Source organism: Bacillus sp. AFS059628 (assembly GCF_002571225.1).
Classification (GTDB): domain Bacteria; phylum Bacillota; class Bacilli; order Bacillales; family Bacillaceae_G; genus Bacillus_A.
Genome location: NZ_NVEC01000058.1, coordinates 1 through 16,905, shown reverse-complemented (window position 1 = coordinate 16,905; position 16,905 = coordinate 1). Strand labels below are relative to the sequence as shown.

The window sequence follows — 16,905 nt, the reverse complement described above, 5'->3', positions numbered from 1 at the left end:
TTACCGTGCATTTCTTAAATAAATGAGGTGTCTGCGAAACGTAAATTACGATAATGCTTTTTCAATCCCTCTTCAGAAAACAGGAAGCTGAGTCAGCTTCCTGTTTTTCGTGTTTGTTCTCTTATGTAATTATGGTAAAATACGGCTAAGGCTACTTGAAAGGATGAGATCAATGAATCATACAGCGGATAATTGTATTTTTTGTAAAATTATTGATGGGCAAATCCCTTGCTCAAAAGTATACGAAGATGAACATGTGCTTGCATTTTTAGATATTAGTCAAGTAACAAAAGGACATACCCTAGTTATTCCAAAAGTTCACAAACAAGACATTTTTGCGTTAACGCCAGAAATCGCATCACACATTTTTTCTGTCGTTCCGAAAATCGCAAATGCGATTAAAGCAGAGTTTAATCCAGTTGGCTTTAACCTACTTAACAATAACGGCGAGAAAGCTGGACAAACTGTGTTCCACTTCCACCTTCATTTAATTCCACGCTACGGTGAAAACGATGGTTTCGGTGCTGTTTGGAAATCACATCAAAATGAATACACAATGGAAAATTTACAAAACATCGCAAGTACAATTGCAAATAGTGTGAAATAGTGACACTATAATAAGAAGTAATACATAACAAGCCAATTTCCTAACGTGATTAAATATTGCACGGCTTGTTTCTTCACTCAAGATGCTAGGGAATGTGCACCGCACACTTTTCTTTCCCTGGTCTTAAAGATATGCATATTTTTTCACATCATGAATACGAACAAAAAATAAGGAGGTCTCCTTTTATGTCAAAAGCTAAATCCTTTATTACAGGTGTCATTTGCGGCGGAGCAGTTGCTGGACTAGCCGTTCTTTTCTCTACTCCTTCTTCTGGCAAAGCTATGCGCGGTAAGTTAAAAGAAAAAGGAAATGATATTAAAAAGACTTTAGCTGATATTACAACTGATACAAAATTATTAAAACGTCAAATCGTTGAAACTGCTTCAGAAGGTAAAGAAGTGTTTCAAGAATTAAAAGAAGATATGCAAGATACAATTTCGAACTGGAAGCAAGATATTTCTCAAAACAAGCGACACATTGAGAGAGAGATTTTGGACATTCAAAAATCAATTGAGAAACTACAAGAAGCTGTTCCGGAAAAAGCGTAAACAAATTCCTGCTTAGTTTTTTGCATATAACAAATATTTTTTATATAAATTGACCTTAACACGGCATATCACACAGATATGCCGTGTTTTTATGCATTTACAATATATGTTATCAATTAACATGTATGGACAACACATGTATTCGCGACTCATAAAACGCTTCCATAGTTATGCATGATTTGTATAGAATGTCATTTTTCCGAAAAATTTTCACAATTCTCACAAAAATACTTTATTAATTTTTATTTTACTGGCATAATAGATAGTAATGAAAAAGAATGTTAAAGTGGGTGAGTAAATGAAAAGTGGAGAAAAAGATTACTCGGTAAAAGAAGCGATGATTTTCAGCCAACGCATTGCTCAATTATCGAAAGCGTTATGGAAATGTGTAGAGAAAGATTGGCAACAGTGGATTAAGCCTTACGATTTAAACATTAATGAGCATCATATTTTATCAATCGCTTATCATTTAAAAGGGGCTTCTATTTCTGAGATTGCTAAGTTTGGAGTTATGCACGTATCAACGGCGTTTAACTTCTCGAAGAAGCTGGAAGAACGCGGCTATCTTGTATTCTCAAAAAAAGAAGATGATAAACGAAATACGTACATTGAGATTACAGACAAAGGGGAAGAATTACTACTTCGCTTAATGGAGGAGTATGATCCTGAAAATAACTCTGTATTTAATGGGGCTCTTGCACTTCGTAATTTTTACGGTAAGTTCCCAGAAAATATCGAACTTATCGCTATCTTGCGTAACATTTACGGACAAGACTTCATCGATATTTTTGAGAAATCATTAGAGAATATTGAGGAGAACTTTACGGAATCCGATCAGAAGTTAGTTAAGAAGTAATCTATTTATTTTTTCGCAATCATGCTTAAGAATTCATTCATAAGCGGCTTAAATAAACCTTGTTTTGCTAGCGCTTCCGCAGTTTCGTGTACTTCGAGCTGATGTGGAAGCGCTTTTTCAAATTGATCTAACAGTGCATCGAACAAAAGAAGCCCTTCTGCCTTCTCCACTACATATTGCTCGTTCAGTATTTCACAAAGATTTAGTATACGTTCAATATCTTTTTTACGAGCTTTTTTCTTTATGATCAAAGAATAAAATGGACACTTTTCTTCATCAATCATTTTAAATAGTAGTTCTACGTAGTATTCAGCTTGTTCTAATCTTCTAACAACGTCCATTTTCTCCCTCACTTTCTAACACAAAGTCTTCTATTTCTGAATTTTATAACACGAACAAAATATCGTATGATACAATATATAAAGTATATGTATTTTAGCCAAAAGGAGGTCTCGCCTCATGACACTTATAACAGTTGTTTTTGTCACATTCGCACTTCTTGTTATATTTTACACGAATTTCATGACACATACACTGTGTGAACGAAAACAAATATCTGCGAGCCGCCAACCCGGTGTCTTTCGGGTTATTAATGTATGTATAACAATTTTATTAATTTCTAGTTATATAGAAATTATATTTCATGGAAAGTGAGGAAGGAAAGCCCCTTCCTCACTTTTTTCCTCTATAAGCAAATTATACCTACTATAACCAATAAAATAAACAGTACAAGTAATAAAATAAGTTGAGAATTCATCCCCATCCCCTCCTCTTTTCGGTATATGCGGCATGCGCCCAATATGGAACACCTGCAAAATCTGACACGTACTGGTTAATTTTTCTTTATCAATATGAAATCGAGTCGAAATATGATATATTAAATTTTGTACATATTGCTTATACTATGAAATAAATGACACGCATCTTAACTTTATCCTCAAGCCTCGGTAAGCCCTGTTAAGCGCGCTTTACCAATATACAAAGCAAAAGTATCAGTGAGACTTAATCGGGCTCTTATGAACTAAAATTCATTGGTGTAGGATAAATTAAAAATACATAATAGTAGGAGTGTTTATCGAATGAAGAAAGCTATGCTTGCCTTAGCCGCAACAAGTGTAATCGCATTATCAGCATGTGGAACAGGATCATCATCAGACAAAGTTGTTACTTCTAAAGCTGGTGACATTACAAAAGAAGATTTCTACACGCAAATGAAACAACAATATGGTAAACAAGTACTAAACAACATGGTTATGGAAAAAGTACTTATTAAAAACTACAAAGTTGAAGACAAAGATGTAGACAAAAAGTTCGATGAAATGAAAAAACAATACGGTGATCAATTCGATACACTATTAAAACAACAAGGTATTAAAGAAGAAACGATAAAAAATGGTGTGCGTGCTCAATTAGCTCAAGAAAAAGCTATCGAGAAAACAATCACTGATAAAGAATTAAAAGATAACTACAAGCCTGAAATTAAAGCAAGCCACATTCTTGTAAAAGATGAAGCAACTGCGAAAAAGGTTAAAGAAGAACTTGGACAAGGTAAATCTTTCGAAGAGTTAGCAAAACAATACTCTGAAGATACTGGTTCAAAAGAAAAAGGTGGAGACTTAGGATTCTTCGGACCTGGTAAAATGGTTAAAGAATTCGAAGAGGCTGCTTACAAGCTGAAAAAAGATGAAGTAAGCGAACCTGTAAAATCACAATTCGGTTACCATATCATTAAAGTAACAGACATTAAAGAGCCAGAAAAATCATTCGAACAATCTAAAGCTGACATCAAAAAAGAAATCGTTCAGAAGAAAGCACAAGATGGCGAATTCATGAACGACCTTATGATGAAAGAAATCAAAAAAGCTGACGTAAAAGTTGACGATAAAGATTTAAAAGATCTTTTCGAAGAGAAAAAAGCTGACGCTAAGAAAGACGAAAAGAAATAATGAAAAGCTCGGGATTAGCCCGAGCTTTTTTATGTATCCCCTTCATTAACGAAAGTTTATTTTGTCATTCGTTTAACTAAAACCATCTTTTATGCATTTCACTTAAAAACGTTTCTGTTATTTTCCATCCAGAACTTTCTCCGATAATAGAATCAATCCCGCAATGTGGACAAACTGCTGTGTTATCATCATCCCACCACTCTGTAATTTTGTTTGGATGGAAAATTTCTAAACAATAAAAACAACCACATATAACATCCTTTTTTAAGTGCTTTCTATTACGAGAACAAAAACGATGTGCTTCCTCAAAATATTTTTCCATCCGTATCCCCTATTCCTGATTTTCTTCTTTGGTTTACTTACATTCTCCTCAATAAAATTACAATTCTCCCTTAAAGAAAAACACAAAAAACCTCGATCCACACCACACGGAATCAAGGTCTATCTTATTATCATTGATTAAATTCAAAAACTATGTTACATTAGTACAGAAACACGTTTCGCTAAATAAAAATAACGTATTTACCCGTATCTTAATTTTACACCAAAACACATCTTCAGTCAACCCCTATTTTTCACTTTTAAAGGAGTGCTTACCGTATGAACAAAAAACTTGATTTAGAGCAAAAACGATTGGATACCGTAATTGAAACAATTACGCAGCAAATTGATAAACTGGAAAACGAAACTGGCAGACGCCGGGCAGAAGTAATCAATATTCGTAAACACTTTTGGGATGATGTGAAAGTGAATACGGATACTTTCGATGATTATCTTGAAACAGTTATCAACTTGAGACAACAAGCTCAGTCACTAGCTGTCACACAAATTACCCATAAGCACACCTTTAATCGACTTGCCGCATTAAGACGCATGCATAAAGCACCTTATTTCGGACGAATTGATTTCAAAGAAGAAGGAGAATCTACCGCGGATCAAATTTATATCGGCGTCGCTACACTTACTGATGCAAGCAGAGAAAACTTTCTTATATATGACTGGCGCGCACCTATTTCGAGTGTGTACTACGATTATCCACCAGGACCGGCTGAATACAGTACACCAGGCGGCGTAATCCACGGTAATGTGGAGAAAAAATTACAATACATTATTCAAAATGGCGAGATTGATTCTATGTTCGATACGAGCCTTACAATTGGTGATGAAATCCTGCAACAAGCGCTCGGAAAAGGCACAAACAAACATATGCAAAGCATCGTTGCTACAATTCAGCGCAAGCAAAATGAAATTATTCGTCACGATGAAGGCCGACTCCTTATCGTGCAAGGAGCTGCTGGTAGCGGTAAAACGTCAGCTGCCCTGCAACGAATCGCCTACTTACTATATAAATATCGCGAATGGCTAAAAGCGGATCAAATTATTCTCTTCTCCCCTAACTCTATGTTCAACAGCTACGTTTCTAACGTACTACCTGAACTCGGTGAAGAAAATATGCAACAAGTGACGTTCCAAGAATATTTAAACCATAGACTAAGCAAGTCATTTGACGTTGAAGATCCTTATGAACAATTAGAATATATGTTAACTGAAACGAATAGCCCTATCTATAAAACGAGAAATGCGAGCATTCGATTTAAGGCATCTACTCAATTTTTCGAAATGATTCGAGCGTACAGACAATCCCTTGAATCTTCAGGTATGCTATTTAGAGGAATGAAATTTAGAGGAAAATTAATTGTTTCTGCCAAAGAAATTACAGAACAATTTTACAACACTGACTCCTCCCTCCGCTTCCATAATCGAATTGAAAAGTTAACAGATTGGCTAAATAAACAAATAGATGCAATTGAAAAAGCAGAACTGAAAAAGCCTTGGGTAGAAGAAGAAATTGAATTACTTAGTAAAGATGAATACCAAAAGGCTTATAAATACTTGCAGAAAAAAGGCGAGTTTGACGACAATTCCTTTCATGATTTTGAGAAAGAAACGAAAGTACTTGGACGTATGATTGTCCGTAAAAAATTGAAGCCGCTTCGTAAAGGTGTTCAAACATTGCGCTTCATCAACTTCACAGGCATATATAAACAACTCTTCACAGATGCATCATGGGTTGCTGGAGAAAAACCGAAAGAGTGGGATGATATTTGCTCATTAACAGTAAACATGCTTGATGAAGGAAAGCTATATTACGAGGATGCGACTCCATTTTTACTGTTAAAAGAATTAATTGAAGGCTTCCAAACGAATAGATCGATTAAACACGTACTCGTAGACGAAGCACAAGATTATTCACCGTTTCAATTTGAGTTTTTAAAACGTCTCTTCCCTGCTGCAAGAATGACTGTACTCGGAGACTTTAACCAAGCGATATTTGCCCATGCGAGTGAAGCAGTGAATTTCAATACACTTACTAGCTTATACGGACCAGACGAAACGAACGGTATCAACTTAACTCGTAGCTATCGCTCAACAAAACCGATTATTGAATTTACACGTGCTCTCGTACCGGAAGGAGAGAGCATTCACGCCTTTGAACGTGACGGTGAGAAACCTACAGTGACGAAAGTATCAAATGACAGCGAACTGCACGAGCGTATTACTGCCAAAGTTGCTGAACTACAAAAAGAGCAGCATAATACGATCGCAATTATATGTAAATCTGCAGCTGAAAGCGCCGCTGCCTACGAAGCACTTCGTCATATCGAGAATATTAAACTTGTGAAAAGTAACTCAGCCGAGTATGAGCAAGGCATTGTCGTGATCCCTGCTTACTTAGCGAAAGGTATCGAATTTGATGCTGTTATTATTTACAACGCTTCTAAAGATGTATACAGCGACGAGAGCGTTCGTAGATTGTTCTACACTGCTTGCACGCGTGCAATGCATGAATTGCAACTTTATAGCGTTGGCGAGGTTAGTCCTTTTATACTTAGAGCTGATTCGGAGAGTTTTGAGCTTATAATGAAAACACCTTGATGATTCAAGGTGTTTCTTTTTTATGCAGGATTTACACCTTTAAAATAGAATATATCAGTTTAGAAAAAGCTAAGGAGTGACAAGATGAATCATTATTTTATCGCTATTTATGACGGCGTATTTCCTACCGAAAAATTACATACCATTTTACAATCTAATCCTACTTTTACCGACCTAAACGTCCGCCCTCTCGAAATCTCATCACCAAGACCTTTCACATTATTAGTTGGCGCAGAACACGATGCACTTACAACTGGACTTACAGATACATACCATCTACTAACGAAAGAGTTACAAAAACTAGAAGAACAAGAAAAGTATTATTACGTATACGATTATAAAATCAGGAAGACTATCGATAACCCTAGCGAAAAATGTTTTCCATTAGCCGCAATCCATATAAATGTTACGAAATTCCATAAAATGATTCAAACAGTAAAAGACTTAAAACGCCCAGTATTTGCAGGTTATCACATCACTTCTCATGATGCAGACATACTTACACTTGATGTACTTCTATCTTTACCTTTACTAGATCCTAACACTTCCGAAAAAGACGCGGAAGAATATGCCTATTTACAACAACTAACTGAATCGATATCTCGTTCTGAATTATGTACATCTATTAAAGCAAGTTCGCTTATTACAACATAAAAAGAGGGTTATTTATCATAACCCTCTTCTGCTCTCTATTTACGTCTATACTTGATCATAATAATGAATTTCATATACAACTTATAATAAGTATCAAGGTGTTTTTCTCATTCTAAACGACATATCTTTACGTCGATATACACTCAGCACAATTCCCATTATAAATGCATGAAATAGAGTTGGTATCCATCCGTAGCTAATAAAAGGTAATGATATAGAAGTACGCGGTAATAATCCTAAAATCATGCCAACGTTACAAATAAAATGGATTACAAAAAGAGTCACTCCGCCAACGAGGAGCAATTTACCATAACCATCATTTATTTTATAAGCTATGTTCATTATTCTTACTGCAAAAAGAGAAAGAATCAAGACAAGAACTAGTGCAAGCACATATCCATAATAGTAAGTCAAACTCGCGAATACAAAATCAGTATGGGCAGCAGGGATAGACTTTATATTTCCATATGTACCAAACCAACCTGCTGAAGACATCGCCTCTTGTAAACGTAAATACCATAGATCATGCTCTGGGTTTAAAAACCCTAAAATTCTAGCTATCCGGTATTCTTTTACGGCCGACCAGGAAAATAAATCCCTAATAATTAAGGGTGAAATTGGTAATATTGTAATGAGCCATCCCGTTTTCTTTCCTAGCTTACTCCACCAAAGCATAACGAATACCATCGTAATATAAATAAAAATTGGTACCAGAACTGATGTAATGAAAAATAAATATAAAGAAAATACGTACAGCATGAAAAGATGTATAAACTTTAATCTACTGTTATTAAAAAATGAAGCCCAGGCTAGAAAGAAGAATGGTATCGTCATTAAACAATCAATTTTGATGGAGCCAATTTTTATTACTGCTTCCCCAATCACGTAACCAGTCGGAAAACATTTTATAGCTAACAAGATAAGTATTCCAATTGTATAAAACAGCCACCCGAGCCTCTCTAACTTCCGATAATCAAGTAGCATGATCCCAACAGCTGTTGCAATGCCGAGAATTACAAAAATTACTTTGTTCATTAGTAAATCATTCGTATGCCCAAGAGCGATTATTGGCAAAAAACCTAACCCCATAGCAGCCACCAATAAAATAAGTAAGAACCAATCCACCTTTGGCTTATGAAGTTTATTAAGTTCCCGCCCTAGTTTACTCGGACTTCCCATTTGTTCCACAGCTTTATTTTCAGCAACTTCCTCACTTAAACCTTTTTCTATCCATGTGTTCTTTGCCTGTTTTAAGTGAAACTCTAGTTCAGTTGCTACAAAGCTCTTTGCTTCTTTTGATTTAATATAATTCGTAACTTCGCTTACAAAACGCTCTCCTTTTTTATTCAATTTCGCCTCACTCCTGTACTAAGCCTTTTAATATAAATTGTACTTTCGTAGCATTTTTTTCTGCCTTTCGCAGCATCTTTCTTCCTTTATCATTTAGTTGATAATATTTCGCTCCAGAATGATCCCAGCTTGATTGGATAAAACGATTCTGTTCTAGACGATGTAATACGGTATATAAAAATCCTTCATTTCCTTCAAATTTCCGAATCCCTCTTCCTCGTAGTAGCTGTGACAATTCGTATCCTGTTTTTTCATTACTGAGAAGTTGTAAAATGGCTAAAGAGATATCCTCTTCCTTTTCGTTTGACATATTGATTTTTTCGCGCACCCGCTTTCGGTGTTGATCAGAAAAACTCAAATGTTTAAACGTTGTATTCTCCATTGATTTTCGCAGGCCTTTTAATCGATCTTCCATTTGATTATCCCTCCAATCCTTTCTTCAAAAGCTCCTTCGCTTTTTTCATTCTCGTTTTTATCGTGTTTTCTTTCACGTCTATTACAATAGCAATCTCTTTAATTGATAATTCTTCATAATAAAATAGATAAATGACTTCTCGATATTTTATTGGTAAATTCATGACCGCAGAAGCGAGCTCACGGTCCTCCGCATTTTGCATAACAGTTTGTTCGACACTATCATTTTGAACCCCCATATAAGCAGATTCATCCTCTGTCACGATCACCTTTTTGTTATACCAACTTTTTATATAGTCCTTACATTGATTAATCGCAATTCTCCATAACCACGTTTTCACATTCGACTTCCCTTTGTATGTATGAAGAGATTTATAACATTTCACAAATATATCTTGCGTGACATCCTCAGCAACCTCTTTATTATTCACATATGAATACACAAGCTGCAGAACTTCTTGTCCATACTTGTTCATGATTTCATCGATAAGGAGTTCCTTATCCTCTATTTCAAACACTTCTATCGTTAATTCATCCACATCATTTCCTCCTTCCCATATATTAGACGACGCACTGCATAGAAAAGTTTTATAAATGTATAAAAAATACGGACGGCAATCACGTTTTTTATAAAACGCTTTCCAGCTACTTACATATAATAAACCGAATAATCGTTACAATACATTCACTTAAAGAGCGCCTCTCTCCCAAGGCGCTTTTTAAGTTTGTGATAAGGGTTTTACGTTAATTTTCTATCGTCAAGATTCCCCTCATCGCTAAATGAAAAAAAGAACCCATTTAGTCGAGTCCTCCTTCTTTCTAACACTCACTTACAGAATTTAACATTTCATAGCTCGATAATATCGAAACCAATACATTCTTCATACAAGTGTAGTATTTGAAGTTCTATACATAACGCAGCTGTTTGTTCTTGTTGATCTATTGCTTTTTCTAGTTCTGCCGTGTATTTCATTTGAATGTTGTTATCAGTATCCTTATTTTTTAGTTATGTTTATTTAACAAGAAATAAAGTTGTATATGAAAAACCAACCATTTAAAACTAGGGCTTTTCATCCATATGTCTTGTTCCCTATTTTAAAACATAATACAATTAAACTGTAACGTAATAAGCTATAACTAGTAGGTGTGGTAATCATCTCTTCCATTTTGAAAAAAGGGGGAGGTGATAATATGATCGCGATGTTTGTAATGAAATTAATGTACGGTATCCTAACCGGAGCTGGCGTTGTCATCGGTAGAAGATACGTCGGTCCGTGGCTAATTTCTGTATACAAAAAAGCGAGAACCACCCTGCTTCGTGGAAAAGGTAAGGGCGGTTCTCGGCTAAAACGTTAATGTAATTGTCTTATAACCGCACCTACTACCACCACAATAGCAAGTTAGGTTACAAAGGCAGAAGTTTCTCAGGCTTCTGTCTTCTTTATTTTATGCAAAATTCATACTATATACTCTACCATCATTGTAACACATTTTATTTATTTTTAGTCAAGATAAAAAACACCTGAAGAAGTTCTCTTCAGGTGTTTCTCTATTTTACGCTAATGCAGCTGCTTGTTCTTGTTGGTCTACAGGAACGACAGCGTCTGTTAATGCTTTTTCTAGTTCTGCTGTGTATTTCATTTGCTCTTCTTTGCTCCAGCCTAGTTTCGCAGCCATGTAGTTGATTACTGCTTCTTTCCACTCGTATACCCAGTGGATGTTGAAGAATACAGCACCTCTGCGACGTACGAAGAAGTCAACTGGTTTTGCTGTCATTTCGTAATCCATTGCGTATACAAGTGGGATTAGAACGTCTAACGGCATGTTGTATTCTTTCGCTTCATCTTTATGTTTTTTCGCTAAGTCGAATAGTATGTCAACGTTAGAGCCGTAGAATTTCGCGAATTCTTCTGCTTGTGCTGTCGTTAAACCGTATTTTGTACCTTCGCCTGCTTTTTTCGCAATAAATGCTGGTAATCCTTTAGAGCCATCTACATGTCCACCAGAGATTGGCATATGTTTCGTTGTGCTCTTCGGATATGCACTATGACCTTCTTTTTGTAGTAAATTCGTTACGTAGTCTACTACCATTTCAGCCATTTTGCGGTATCCTGTTAATTTACCACCTGCGATTGTAATTAAACCAGATTCAGAAGTCCAAATTTCGTCTTTACGAGAAATTTCAGATGCACTCTTACCTTCTTCGTAAATTAACGGACGAACACCAGCCCAGCTTGACTCGATGTCTTTTTCCGTAATTTTTACGCTTGGGAACATGTAGTTAATCGCATTAATGATGTATGTGCGATCTTCTGTTGTCATTTGTGGTACAGCTGCGTCTTTATCGTAGAACGTATCTGTTGTACCTACATAAGTTTTTCCGCCGCGAGGAATCGCGAACACCATACGTTTATCTGGTGTATCGAAGTAAATCGCTTGGCCTAATGGGAAACGTTTTTGGTCAATTACTAAGTGAACACCTTTTGATAACTGAAGTACTTTTCCTTTTTTCGAGTTATCTTTTTCACGAAGCGTATCTACCCAAGGACCAGCTGCGTTTACAATTTTCTTACCGTAAACTTCATATACTTCACCGTCTAGTAAATCGATTACACGTACACCACATACTTTTCCATCTTTATATAAGAAACCGTCTACTTTTGCGTAGTTAACAGCTTTTGCACCGCGTTCAATTGCTTCTTTCATTACTTCAATTGTAAGACGCGCATCGTCTGTACGATATTCTACGTAGTAACCGCCACCTTTTAATCCTTCTTGTTTTACAAGAGGCTCTTTCTTCAGCGTTTCTTCACGGTTAAACATTTTTCTGCGCTCGCTTCGTTTTACACCTGCTAAGAAGTCGTATACACGAAGACCAATTGATGTACTGAATGATCCGAACGTACCGCCTGTATGGAATGGAAGTAACATCCACTCTGGTGTTGTTACATGGGGACCGTTCTCATATACGATCGCACGCTCTTTACCTACTTCTGCTACCATTTTCACTTCAAGTTGTTTTAAATAACGTAGACCACCGTGTACAAGCTTCGTTGAACGACTTGATGTACCTGCTGCAAAGTCCTGCATTTCAAACACAATTGTTGATAACCCGCGTGTTGCTCCATCTAATGCAATACCAGAACCAGTAATACCTCCACCAATTACGATCACATCTAATTCTTGTTTATTTACTCCGTTTAATACGTCTTTACGTTGTTTACTTGAAAATTTCATGGTAATTCCTCCCTTTGATAACGAAAAAAGAGACCACAAACTCCGCTATAGATTTCGCCTCTATAGCGTGTTGTGGTCTCTCCAAATCTCCTACCGAATTATTAACTTGTCACCATTATAACACTGTTTATGATTATTTGAAAGCTTTTGTTGCTTCAATTGCTTTTTTCCATCCAGCATATAGCTCTTCGCTTGTTGCTGCTTCCATCGTTGGTTCAAAGCGTTTGTCCATATGCCACTGTTCTTTAATTTCATCTTGGTTTTTCCAATATCCAACCGCAAGACCAGCTAAGTACGCTGCACCTAAAGCTGTCGTTTCATTGATTACTGGACGCTCTACAGGAACATCTAAAATATCACTTTGGAACTTCATTAAGAAGTTATTTTTAACTGCTCCACCATCAACACGTAATGTTTTTAGTTCAATACCTGAATCTGCTTCCATTGCGCATAATACGTCTTTCGTTTGGTAAGCTAAAGATTCTAGTGTTGCACGAATGAAATGCTCTTTCGTCGTACCACGCGTTACGCCAAACATAGCGCCACGTACTTCACTATCCCAGTATGGTGTACCTAAACCTACGAATGCTGGTACAACGTATACACCTTCAGTTGATTCAACGCGATTCGCATATACTTCACTCTCACTTGCATCTTTAAACATGCGCATTCCGTCACGTAACCATTGAATTGCAGAACCTGCTACGAAAATACTTCCTTCTAATGCGTAGTTTACTTTACCATCTATTCCCCATGCAATTGTTGTTAATAGACCATGCTCAGAAGCTACTGCTTTTTCACCTGTGTTCATTAACATGAAGCAACCAGTTCCGTAAGTATTTTTCGCCATCCCTTCACCGAAGCAAGCTTGTCCAAATAATGCTGCTTGCTGGTCACCAGCTACACCTGCAATCGGTACATTTTGACCGAAGAAGTGATAATCAATTGTTTCTCCATAAACTTCAGATGATGGACGTACTTCTGGAAGCATGCTCTTTGGTACTGTTAACATGTCTAGAAGCTCATCATCCCATTGTAAGTCGTGAATGTTAAACATTAATGTACGTGATGCATTTGAGTAATCCGTTACGTGCGCTTTACCACCAGATAGTTTCCATACAAGCCACGTATCAATTGTTCCGAATAATAGATCGCCTTTTTCAGCTTTTTCTCTTGCACCTTCAACGTTATCTAAAATCCATTTTACTTTCGTACCAGAGAAGTATGCGTCAATTAAAAGACCTGTTTTTTCGCGAACGATTTCGCTATATCCTTTTTCTTTTAACTCATCACAAATTTCAGCTGTTTGACGAGATTGCCATACGATTGCGTTGTAAATTGGTTTGCCTGTTGTTTTATCCCATACAACCGCTGTTTCACGTTGGTTCGTAATACCGATACCAGCGATTTGTTCTGGTTTTACATCTGCTTCGCTTAAGCAAGTTGCGATAACCGCTAAAATAGATCCCCAAATTTCTTGCGCACTATGCTCTACCCAACCTGGCTTTGGAAAATGTTGTGTAAACTCTTTCTGAGCTGAATGAACAATTTCACCTTTTTTATTGAAAAGAATTGCGCGTGAGCTAGTTGTTCCTTGGTCTAAAGAAAGAATATATTTTTTCATATCGGTTTCCCCCTATGCTACTTTTCTACTATTTGTGTTGTTTTCACTTTTTTTACTTGTCATATAAGAGATTGCTAGTACAATCACAGTTGCAATAATTACATAAATAAGTGCTACATTTTGTTTTCCTTCAAATACAACTTGATGGAATAATCCTGCAAGTGATCCACCTAAAATTGGACCAACTACTGGAATCCATGCATACTTCCAGTTTGAGCCGCCTTTTCCTGCAATCGGAAGGAAGAAGTGTGCGATACGCGGACCTAAATCACGAGCCGGATTAATCGCGTATCCTGTTGTTCCACCTAATGATAAACCAATACTTACAATTAAGAAACCTACGATAAATGGATTTAAACCATCTGCAAATTTATTTGCTCCAATTGCTAATATACCAAATACTAAAACGAATGTTCCAATCATTTCACTTAAAAGGTTTGCAAATGTGTTCGGAATTGCTGGACCTGTTGCAAATACGCCTAACTTTGTTCCTGGATCTTCTGTTTCTTTCCAGTGTGGTAAGTAATGTAAATATACGATAACTGCCCCGATAATTGCCCCAATCATTTGTGCTGCGATATAACCAGGTACGTCACTCCATGGGAACGCTCCCTTAAACGCTAGTCCTATCGTTAAAGCTGGATTCAAATGTGCCCCACTAATTGATCCAACCGCGTACGCTGCAACCGCTACCGCTAAGCCCCAGCCCATTGTAATTACAATCCAACCAGAATCTTTCGCAAACGACTTCTTTAAACTTACACCAGCACACACGCCGCCACCAAGTACGATTAACAACGCAGTCCCTATTAACTCTCCTAAAAATGCTGACATAGTATCCCTCCACAATCAATTTAAACGCTTTCAAATGTGATAGAGGTAAAATGAATGGCCATTCGTTTTTTCAAAAGAAAAAGACCCACAGCTTTGCACGCTTCTATATAAAATGATATAGAAACAATGAAATGTGGATCTCTACTTTTCTCCGTCACGTTTATTAACTTGTCTATAATGTTAACCGTAAATGAAAGCGGTGTCAACGTAAATATTCACATTTTCGTCACTTTTTTTGGTAATGTTTCCATAGTTCGCGTTTTGATGTCGTAATTGCTGTCGCACCAGCATGTAACGCCTTCTCCACATCATCAACTGTACGGATGAAACCACCCGCCAAAATCGGTACACCAGTGCGCTCTTTCACTTCAGCGATAATGTCCGTCATGGCCCCTGGAAGCACCTCAATATAATCCGGCTTCGTCTTTTCTAACAGATTGCAACTCTTCTCCATTGCACTAGAATCGATTAAAAAGATACGTTGAATTGCCACAACGCCCTTTTGCTTCGCCTTCATAATGACGCTCGCCTTTGTCGAAAGTAACCCGTACGGTCTAAACTCTTGGCATAAATACTCCGTCGCATGCCCGTCACTTTGTAATCCATGGATCAAATCAACATGTAAAAATACCTTTTTACAATATTGCTTCGCAAGTGACACGACACTCTTCAATTGACCGACATGAATATCTAAAATAACAATATACTCATACGAACTATGTAATAACTTTTCCAAATCTTTAATTTGCCTCACTGCTGGCAAAATCTTTTGTTCATGAAATTCCATTCTAAATGTCCCGATACGATAAACTTAACTAAATCTATACAATTCAATCAAATTTACACAAGTTAGTGCTTCATCGTGTTCTCGCAACCCCGAAGGGACGAGGGGTATAACACTCCACACGAGGCAGTATCGTTACCTCCTATTATCAAGCATTTATTTTACCCATCTTGATAAATTTATCGCAGCATTTACATCCCTATCGTGGTGGCTATTGCATGAAGCACAACACCACTCACGTATTTTTAAACTCCACTGCCCTTCTGGTTGAACTGAATGGTCGTATTTTACGCCGCAACATGAGCAAATCTTGCTGGAAGCGAACCATTTATCAGCTTTTACATACGCAATGCCATGCTTCTCGCATTTGTATGATAAACATTGAAAGAAGAAGTTTAATTTTTGAAATGAAAATGCTTTCGATAGTTTTTTATTTTTTAACAGGTTTGAGATAGATACGTCTTCCACAACAATTCTCATTGGTTTGGTTTTCACCAATTTAGCTGTCGCTTGATGGATATGGTTATTTCGGATATTCGTAATTTTCCTAGATAACCGCAGGTGCTCAACTTTCGCTTTTTCATATCCAGCAGATTGAATTTTCACACCTTTTTTAAATCTCCTAGACATATCTCTTTGTGCCGACTTTTTCCTTTTCAAAAGTTTTTTAACCTTGGCATCTTTGTTTATATTTCGTTCTTTCATACCATTAGAAGTTACAAACAGCTCTTTTAAACCAACATCCACACCAATCGACTCATTGGTTAGTTCTTGGGATTCAAAATCTTCTTGGAACCCTACACTAATCCACCAGTGACGACCGTCAAATGTAACTCTTGGATTGGATGGTTTTTTATTTCTTGGTAGTTGTTGGCTTGTTTTCACTTCTCCAATGGACTGAATATGAACTACTTTCTTTCCTATAATCAGCCTTTCATAATTGGCATAAAATCCTTGGATTACATCTTTTTTGGATTTATAAGAAGTGTGATAACCATTTTTGTACTTTTTGAACGAATGTTTTCTCGCCGTATCAAAATCTTTTGAAGCCTGTTTAGGAACTTGTGCATTGATGTCTTTTAACCACTCATATTTCTTTCGCTTCTTGATCTTT

The 16,905-nt window shown here is 36.7% G+C and carries 19 protein-coding genes; 8 read left to right on the top strand and 11 right to left on the bottom strand.

The window, feature by feature from the left end:
• Positions 1 to 172: 172 nt before the first annotated feature.
• From COL05_RS19260 to COL05_RS19250, 3 genes are all read left to right on the top strand, one after another.
• Complete coding sequence (locus COL05_RS19260; RefSeq protein ID WP_001016840.1) at positions 173 to 607, top strand: HIT family protein; 435 nt, start codon at positions 173 to 175, stop codon at positions 605 to 607.
• Positions 608 to 792: 185 nt separating this feature from the next.
• Positions 793 to 1,155, top strand: a complete 363-nt coding sequence (locus COL05_RS19255; protein WP_098669772.1) for a YtxH domain-containing protein — start codon at positions 793 to 795, stop codon at positions 1,153 to 1,155.
• 298 nt (positions 1,156 to 1,453) lie between these two features.
• Positions 1,454 to 2,011 (top strand): HTH-type transcriptional regulator Hpr, encoded by a 558-nt coding sequence (locus COL05_RS19250; RefSeq protein ID WP_000834920.1) that lies wholly within the window; start codon positions 1,454 to 1,456, stop codon positions 2,009 to 2,011.
• Positions 2,012 to 2,016: 5 nt separating this feature from the next.
• On the opposite strand, the gene COL05_RS19245 is transcribed toward COL05_RS19250, so the two are convergent.
• Positions 2,017 to 2,352: a DUF1878 family protein gene (locus tag COL05_RS19245; protein WP_098669771.1), complete on the bottom strand. Its 336-nt coding sequence runs from the start codon at positions 2,350 to 2,352 to the stop codon at positions 2,017 to 2,019.
• A 118-nt stretch (positions 2,353 to 2,470) separates the two neighbouring features.
• Here COL05_RS19245 and COL05_RS19240 point away from each other — a divergent pair, with 118 nt between their 5' ends.
• Positions 2,471 to 2,665 carry a hypothetical protein gene (locus COL05_RS19240; RefSeq protein WP_098669770.1) on the top strand — a complete coding sequence of 65 codons (195 nt, stop codon included), beginning with the start codon at positions 2,471 to 2,473 and terminating at the stop codon, positions 2,663 to 2,665.
• A 425-nt stretch (positions 2,666 to 3,090) separates the two neighbouring features.
• The gene (prsA, locus tag COL05_RS19230; RefSeq protein WP_098669768.1) at positions 3,091 to 3,957 is read left to right on the top strand and encodes a peptidylprolyl isomerase PrsA; all 867 of its coding nucleotides are present in this window, start codon (positions 3,091 to 3,093) and stop codon (positions 3,955 to 3,957) included.
• 76 nt (positions 3,958 to 4,033) lie between these two features.
• Here the strand turns inward: prsA and COL05_RS19225 are convergent, their stop codons facing one another.
• Positions 4,034 to 4,279, bottom strand: coding sequence for a cytoplasmic protein (locus COL05_RS19225; protein WP_098669767.1), 246 nt, complete (start codon positions 4,277 to 4,279; stop codon positions 4,034 to 4,036).
• Positions 4,280 to 4,557: 278 nt separating this feature from the next.
• On the opposite strand from COL05_RS19225, the gene helD reads away from it, so the two are divergent.
• Together helD and COL05_RS19215 are read left to right on the top strand one after the other, a co-directional pair.
• Positions 4,558 to 6,894, top strand: a complete 2,337-nt coding sequence (gene helD / locus COL05_RS19220; RefSeq protein ID WP_098669766.1) for an RNA polymerase recycling motor HelD — start codon at positions 4,558 to 4,560, stop codon at positions 6,892 to 6,894.
• 84 nt (positions 6,895 to 6,978) lie between these two features.
• Positions 6,979 to 7,548, top strand: a complete 570-nt coding sequence (locus COL05_RS19215) for a hypothetical protein (protein ID WP_098669765.1) — start codon at positions 6,979 to 6,981, stop codon at positions 7,546 to 7,548.
• A 93-nt stretch (positions 7,549 to 7,641) separates the two neighbouring features.
• On the opposite strand, the gene COL05_RS19210 is transcribed toward COL05_RS19215, so the two are convergent.
• From COL05_RS19210 to COL05_RS31960, 4 genes are all read right to left on the bottom strand, one after another.
• Entirely contained in the window at positions 7,642 to 8,898 is a 1,257-nt protein-coding gene (locus COL05_RS19210) for an FtsW/RodA/SpoVE family cell cycle protein (protein WP_098669764.1), read from the bottom strand.
• A gap of 7 nt (positions 8,899 to 8,905) precedes the next feature.
• Positions 8,906 to 9,313, bottom strand: coding sequence for a PadR family transcriptional regulator (locus COL05_RS19205; RefSeq protein WP_098669763.1), 408 nt, complete (start codon positions 9,311 to 9,313; stop codon positions 8,906 to 8,908).
• A gap of 4 nt (positions 9,314 to 9,317) precedes the next feature.
• Positions 9,318 to 9,851: a sigma-70 family RNA polymerase sigma factor gene (locus tag COL05_RS19200; protein ID WP_098669762.1), complete on the bottom strand. Its 534-nt coding sequence runs from the start codon at positions 9,849 to 9,851 to the stop codon at positions 9,318 to 9,320.
• Positions 9,852 to 10,159: 308 nt separating this feature from the next.
• Positions 10,160 to 10,285 (bottom strand): hypothetical protein, encoded by a 126-nt coding sequence (locus COL05_RS31960; RefSeq protein WP_002070753.1) that lies wholly within the window; start codon positions 10,283 to 10,285, stop codon positions 10,160 to 10,162.
• Positions 10,286 to 10,503: 218 nt separating this feature from the next.
• Here COL05_RS31960 and COL05_RS31445 point away from each other — a divergent pair, with 218 nt between their 5' ends.
• Positions 10,504 to 10,668, top strand: coding sequence for a hypothetical protein (locus tag COL05_RS31445; protein WP_000561155.1), 165 nt, complete (start codon positions 10,504 to 10,506; stop codon positions 10,666 to 10,668).
• 198 nt (positions 10,669 to 10,866) lie between these two features.
• Here the strand turns inward: COL05_RS31445 and glpD are convergent, their stop codons facing one another.
• From glpD to COL05_RS19170, 5 genes are all read right to left on the bottom strand, one after another.
• Positions 10,867 to 12,549 (bottom strand): aerobic glycerol-3-phosphate dehydrogenase, encoded by a 1,683-nt coding sequence (gene glpD / locus COL05_RS19190; RefSeq protein WP_098669761.1) that lies wholly within the window; start codon positions 12,547 to 12,549, stop codon positions 10,867 to 10,869.
• A gap of 133 nt (positions 12,550 to 12,682) precedes the next feature.
• The gene (glpK, locus tag COL05_RS19185; protein WP_098669760.1) at positions 12,683 to 14,173 is read right to left on the bottom strand and encodes a glycerol kinase GlpK; all 1,491 of its coding nucleotides are present in this window, start codon (positions 14,171 to 14,173) and stop codon (positions 12,683 to 12,685) included.
• A gap of 12 nt (positions 14,174 to 14,185) precedes the next feature.
• Complete coding sequence (gene glpF, locus COL05_RS19180; protein ID WP_098669759.1) at positions 14,186 to 15,007, bottom strand: glycerol uptake facilitator protein GlpF; 822 nt, start codon at positions 15,005 to 15,007, stop codon at positions 14,186 to 14,188.
• 226 nt (positions 15,008 to 15,233) lie between these two features.
• Positions 15,234 to 15,794, bottom strand: a complete 561-nt coding sequence (gene glpP, locus COL05_RS19175) for a glycerol uptake operon antiterminator GlpP (protein WP_001970619.1) — start codon at positions 15,792 to 15,794, stop codon at positions 15,234 to 15,236.
• Between the two features lie 153 nt (positions 15,795 to 15,947).
• On the bottom strand, positions 15,948 to 16,905 hold a 958-nt coding region (locus COL05_RS19170; RefSeq protein ID WP_098669758.1), incomplete at its 5' end, for an RNA-guided endonuclease InsQ/TnpB family protein.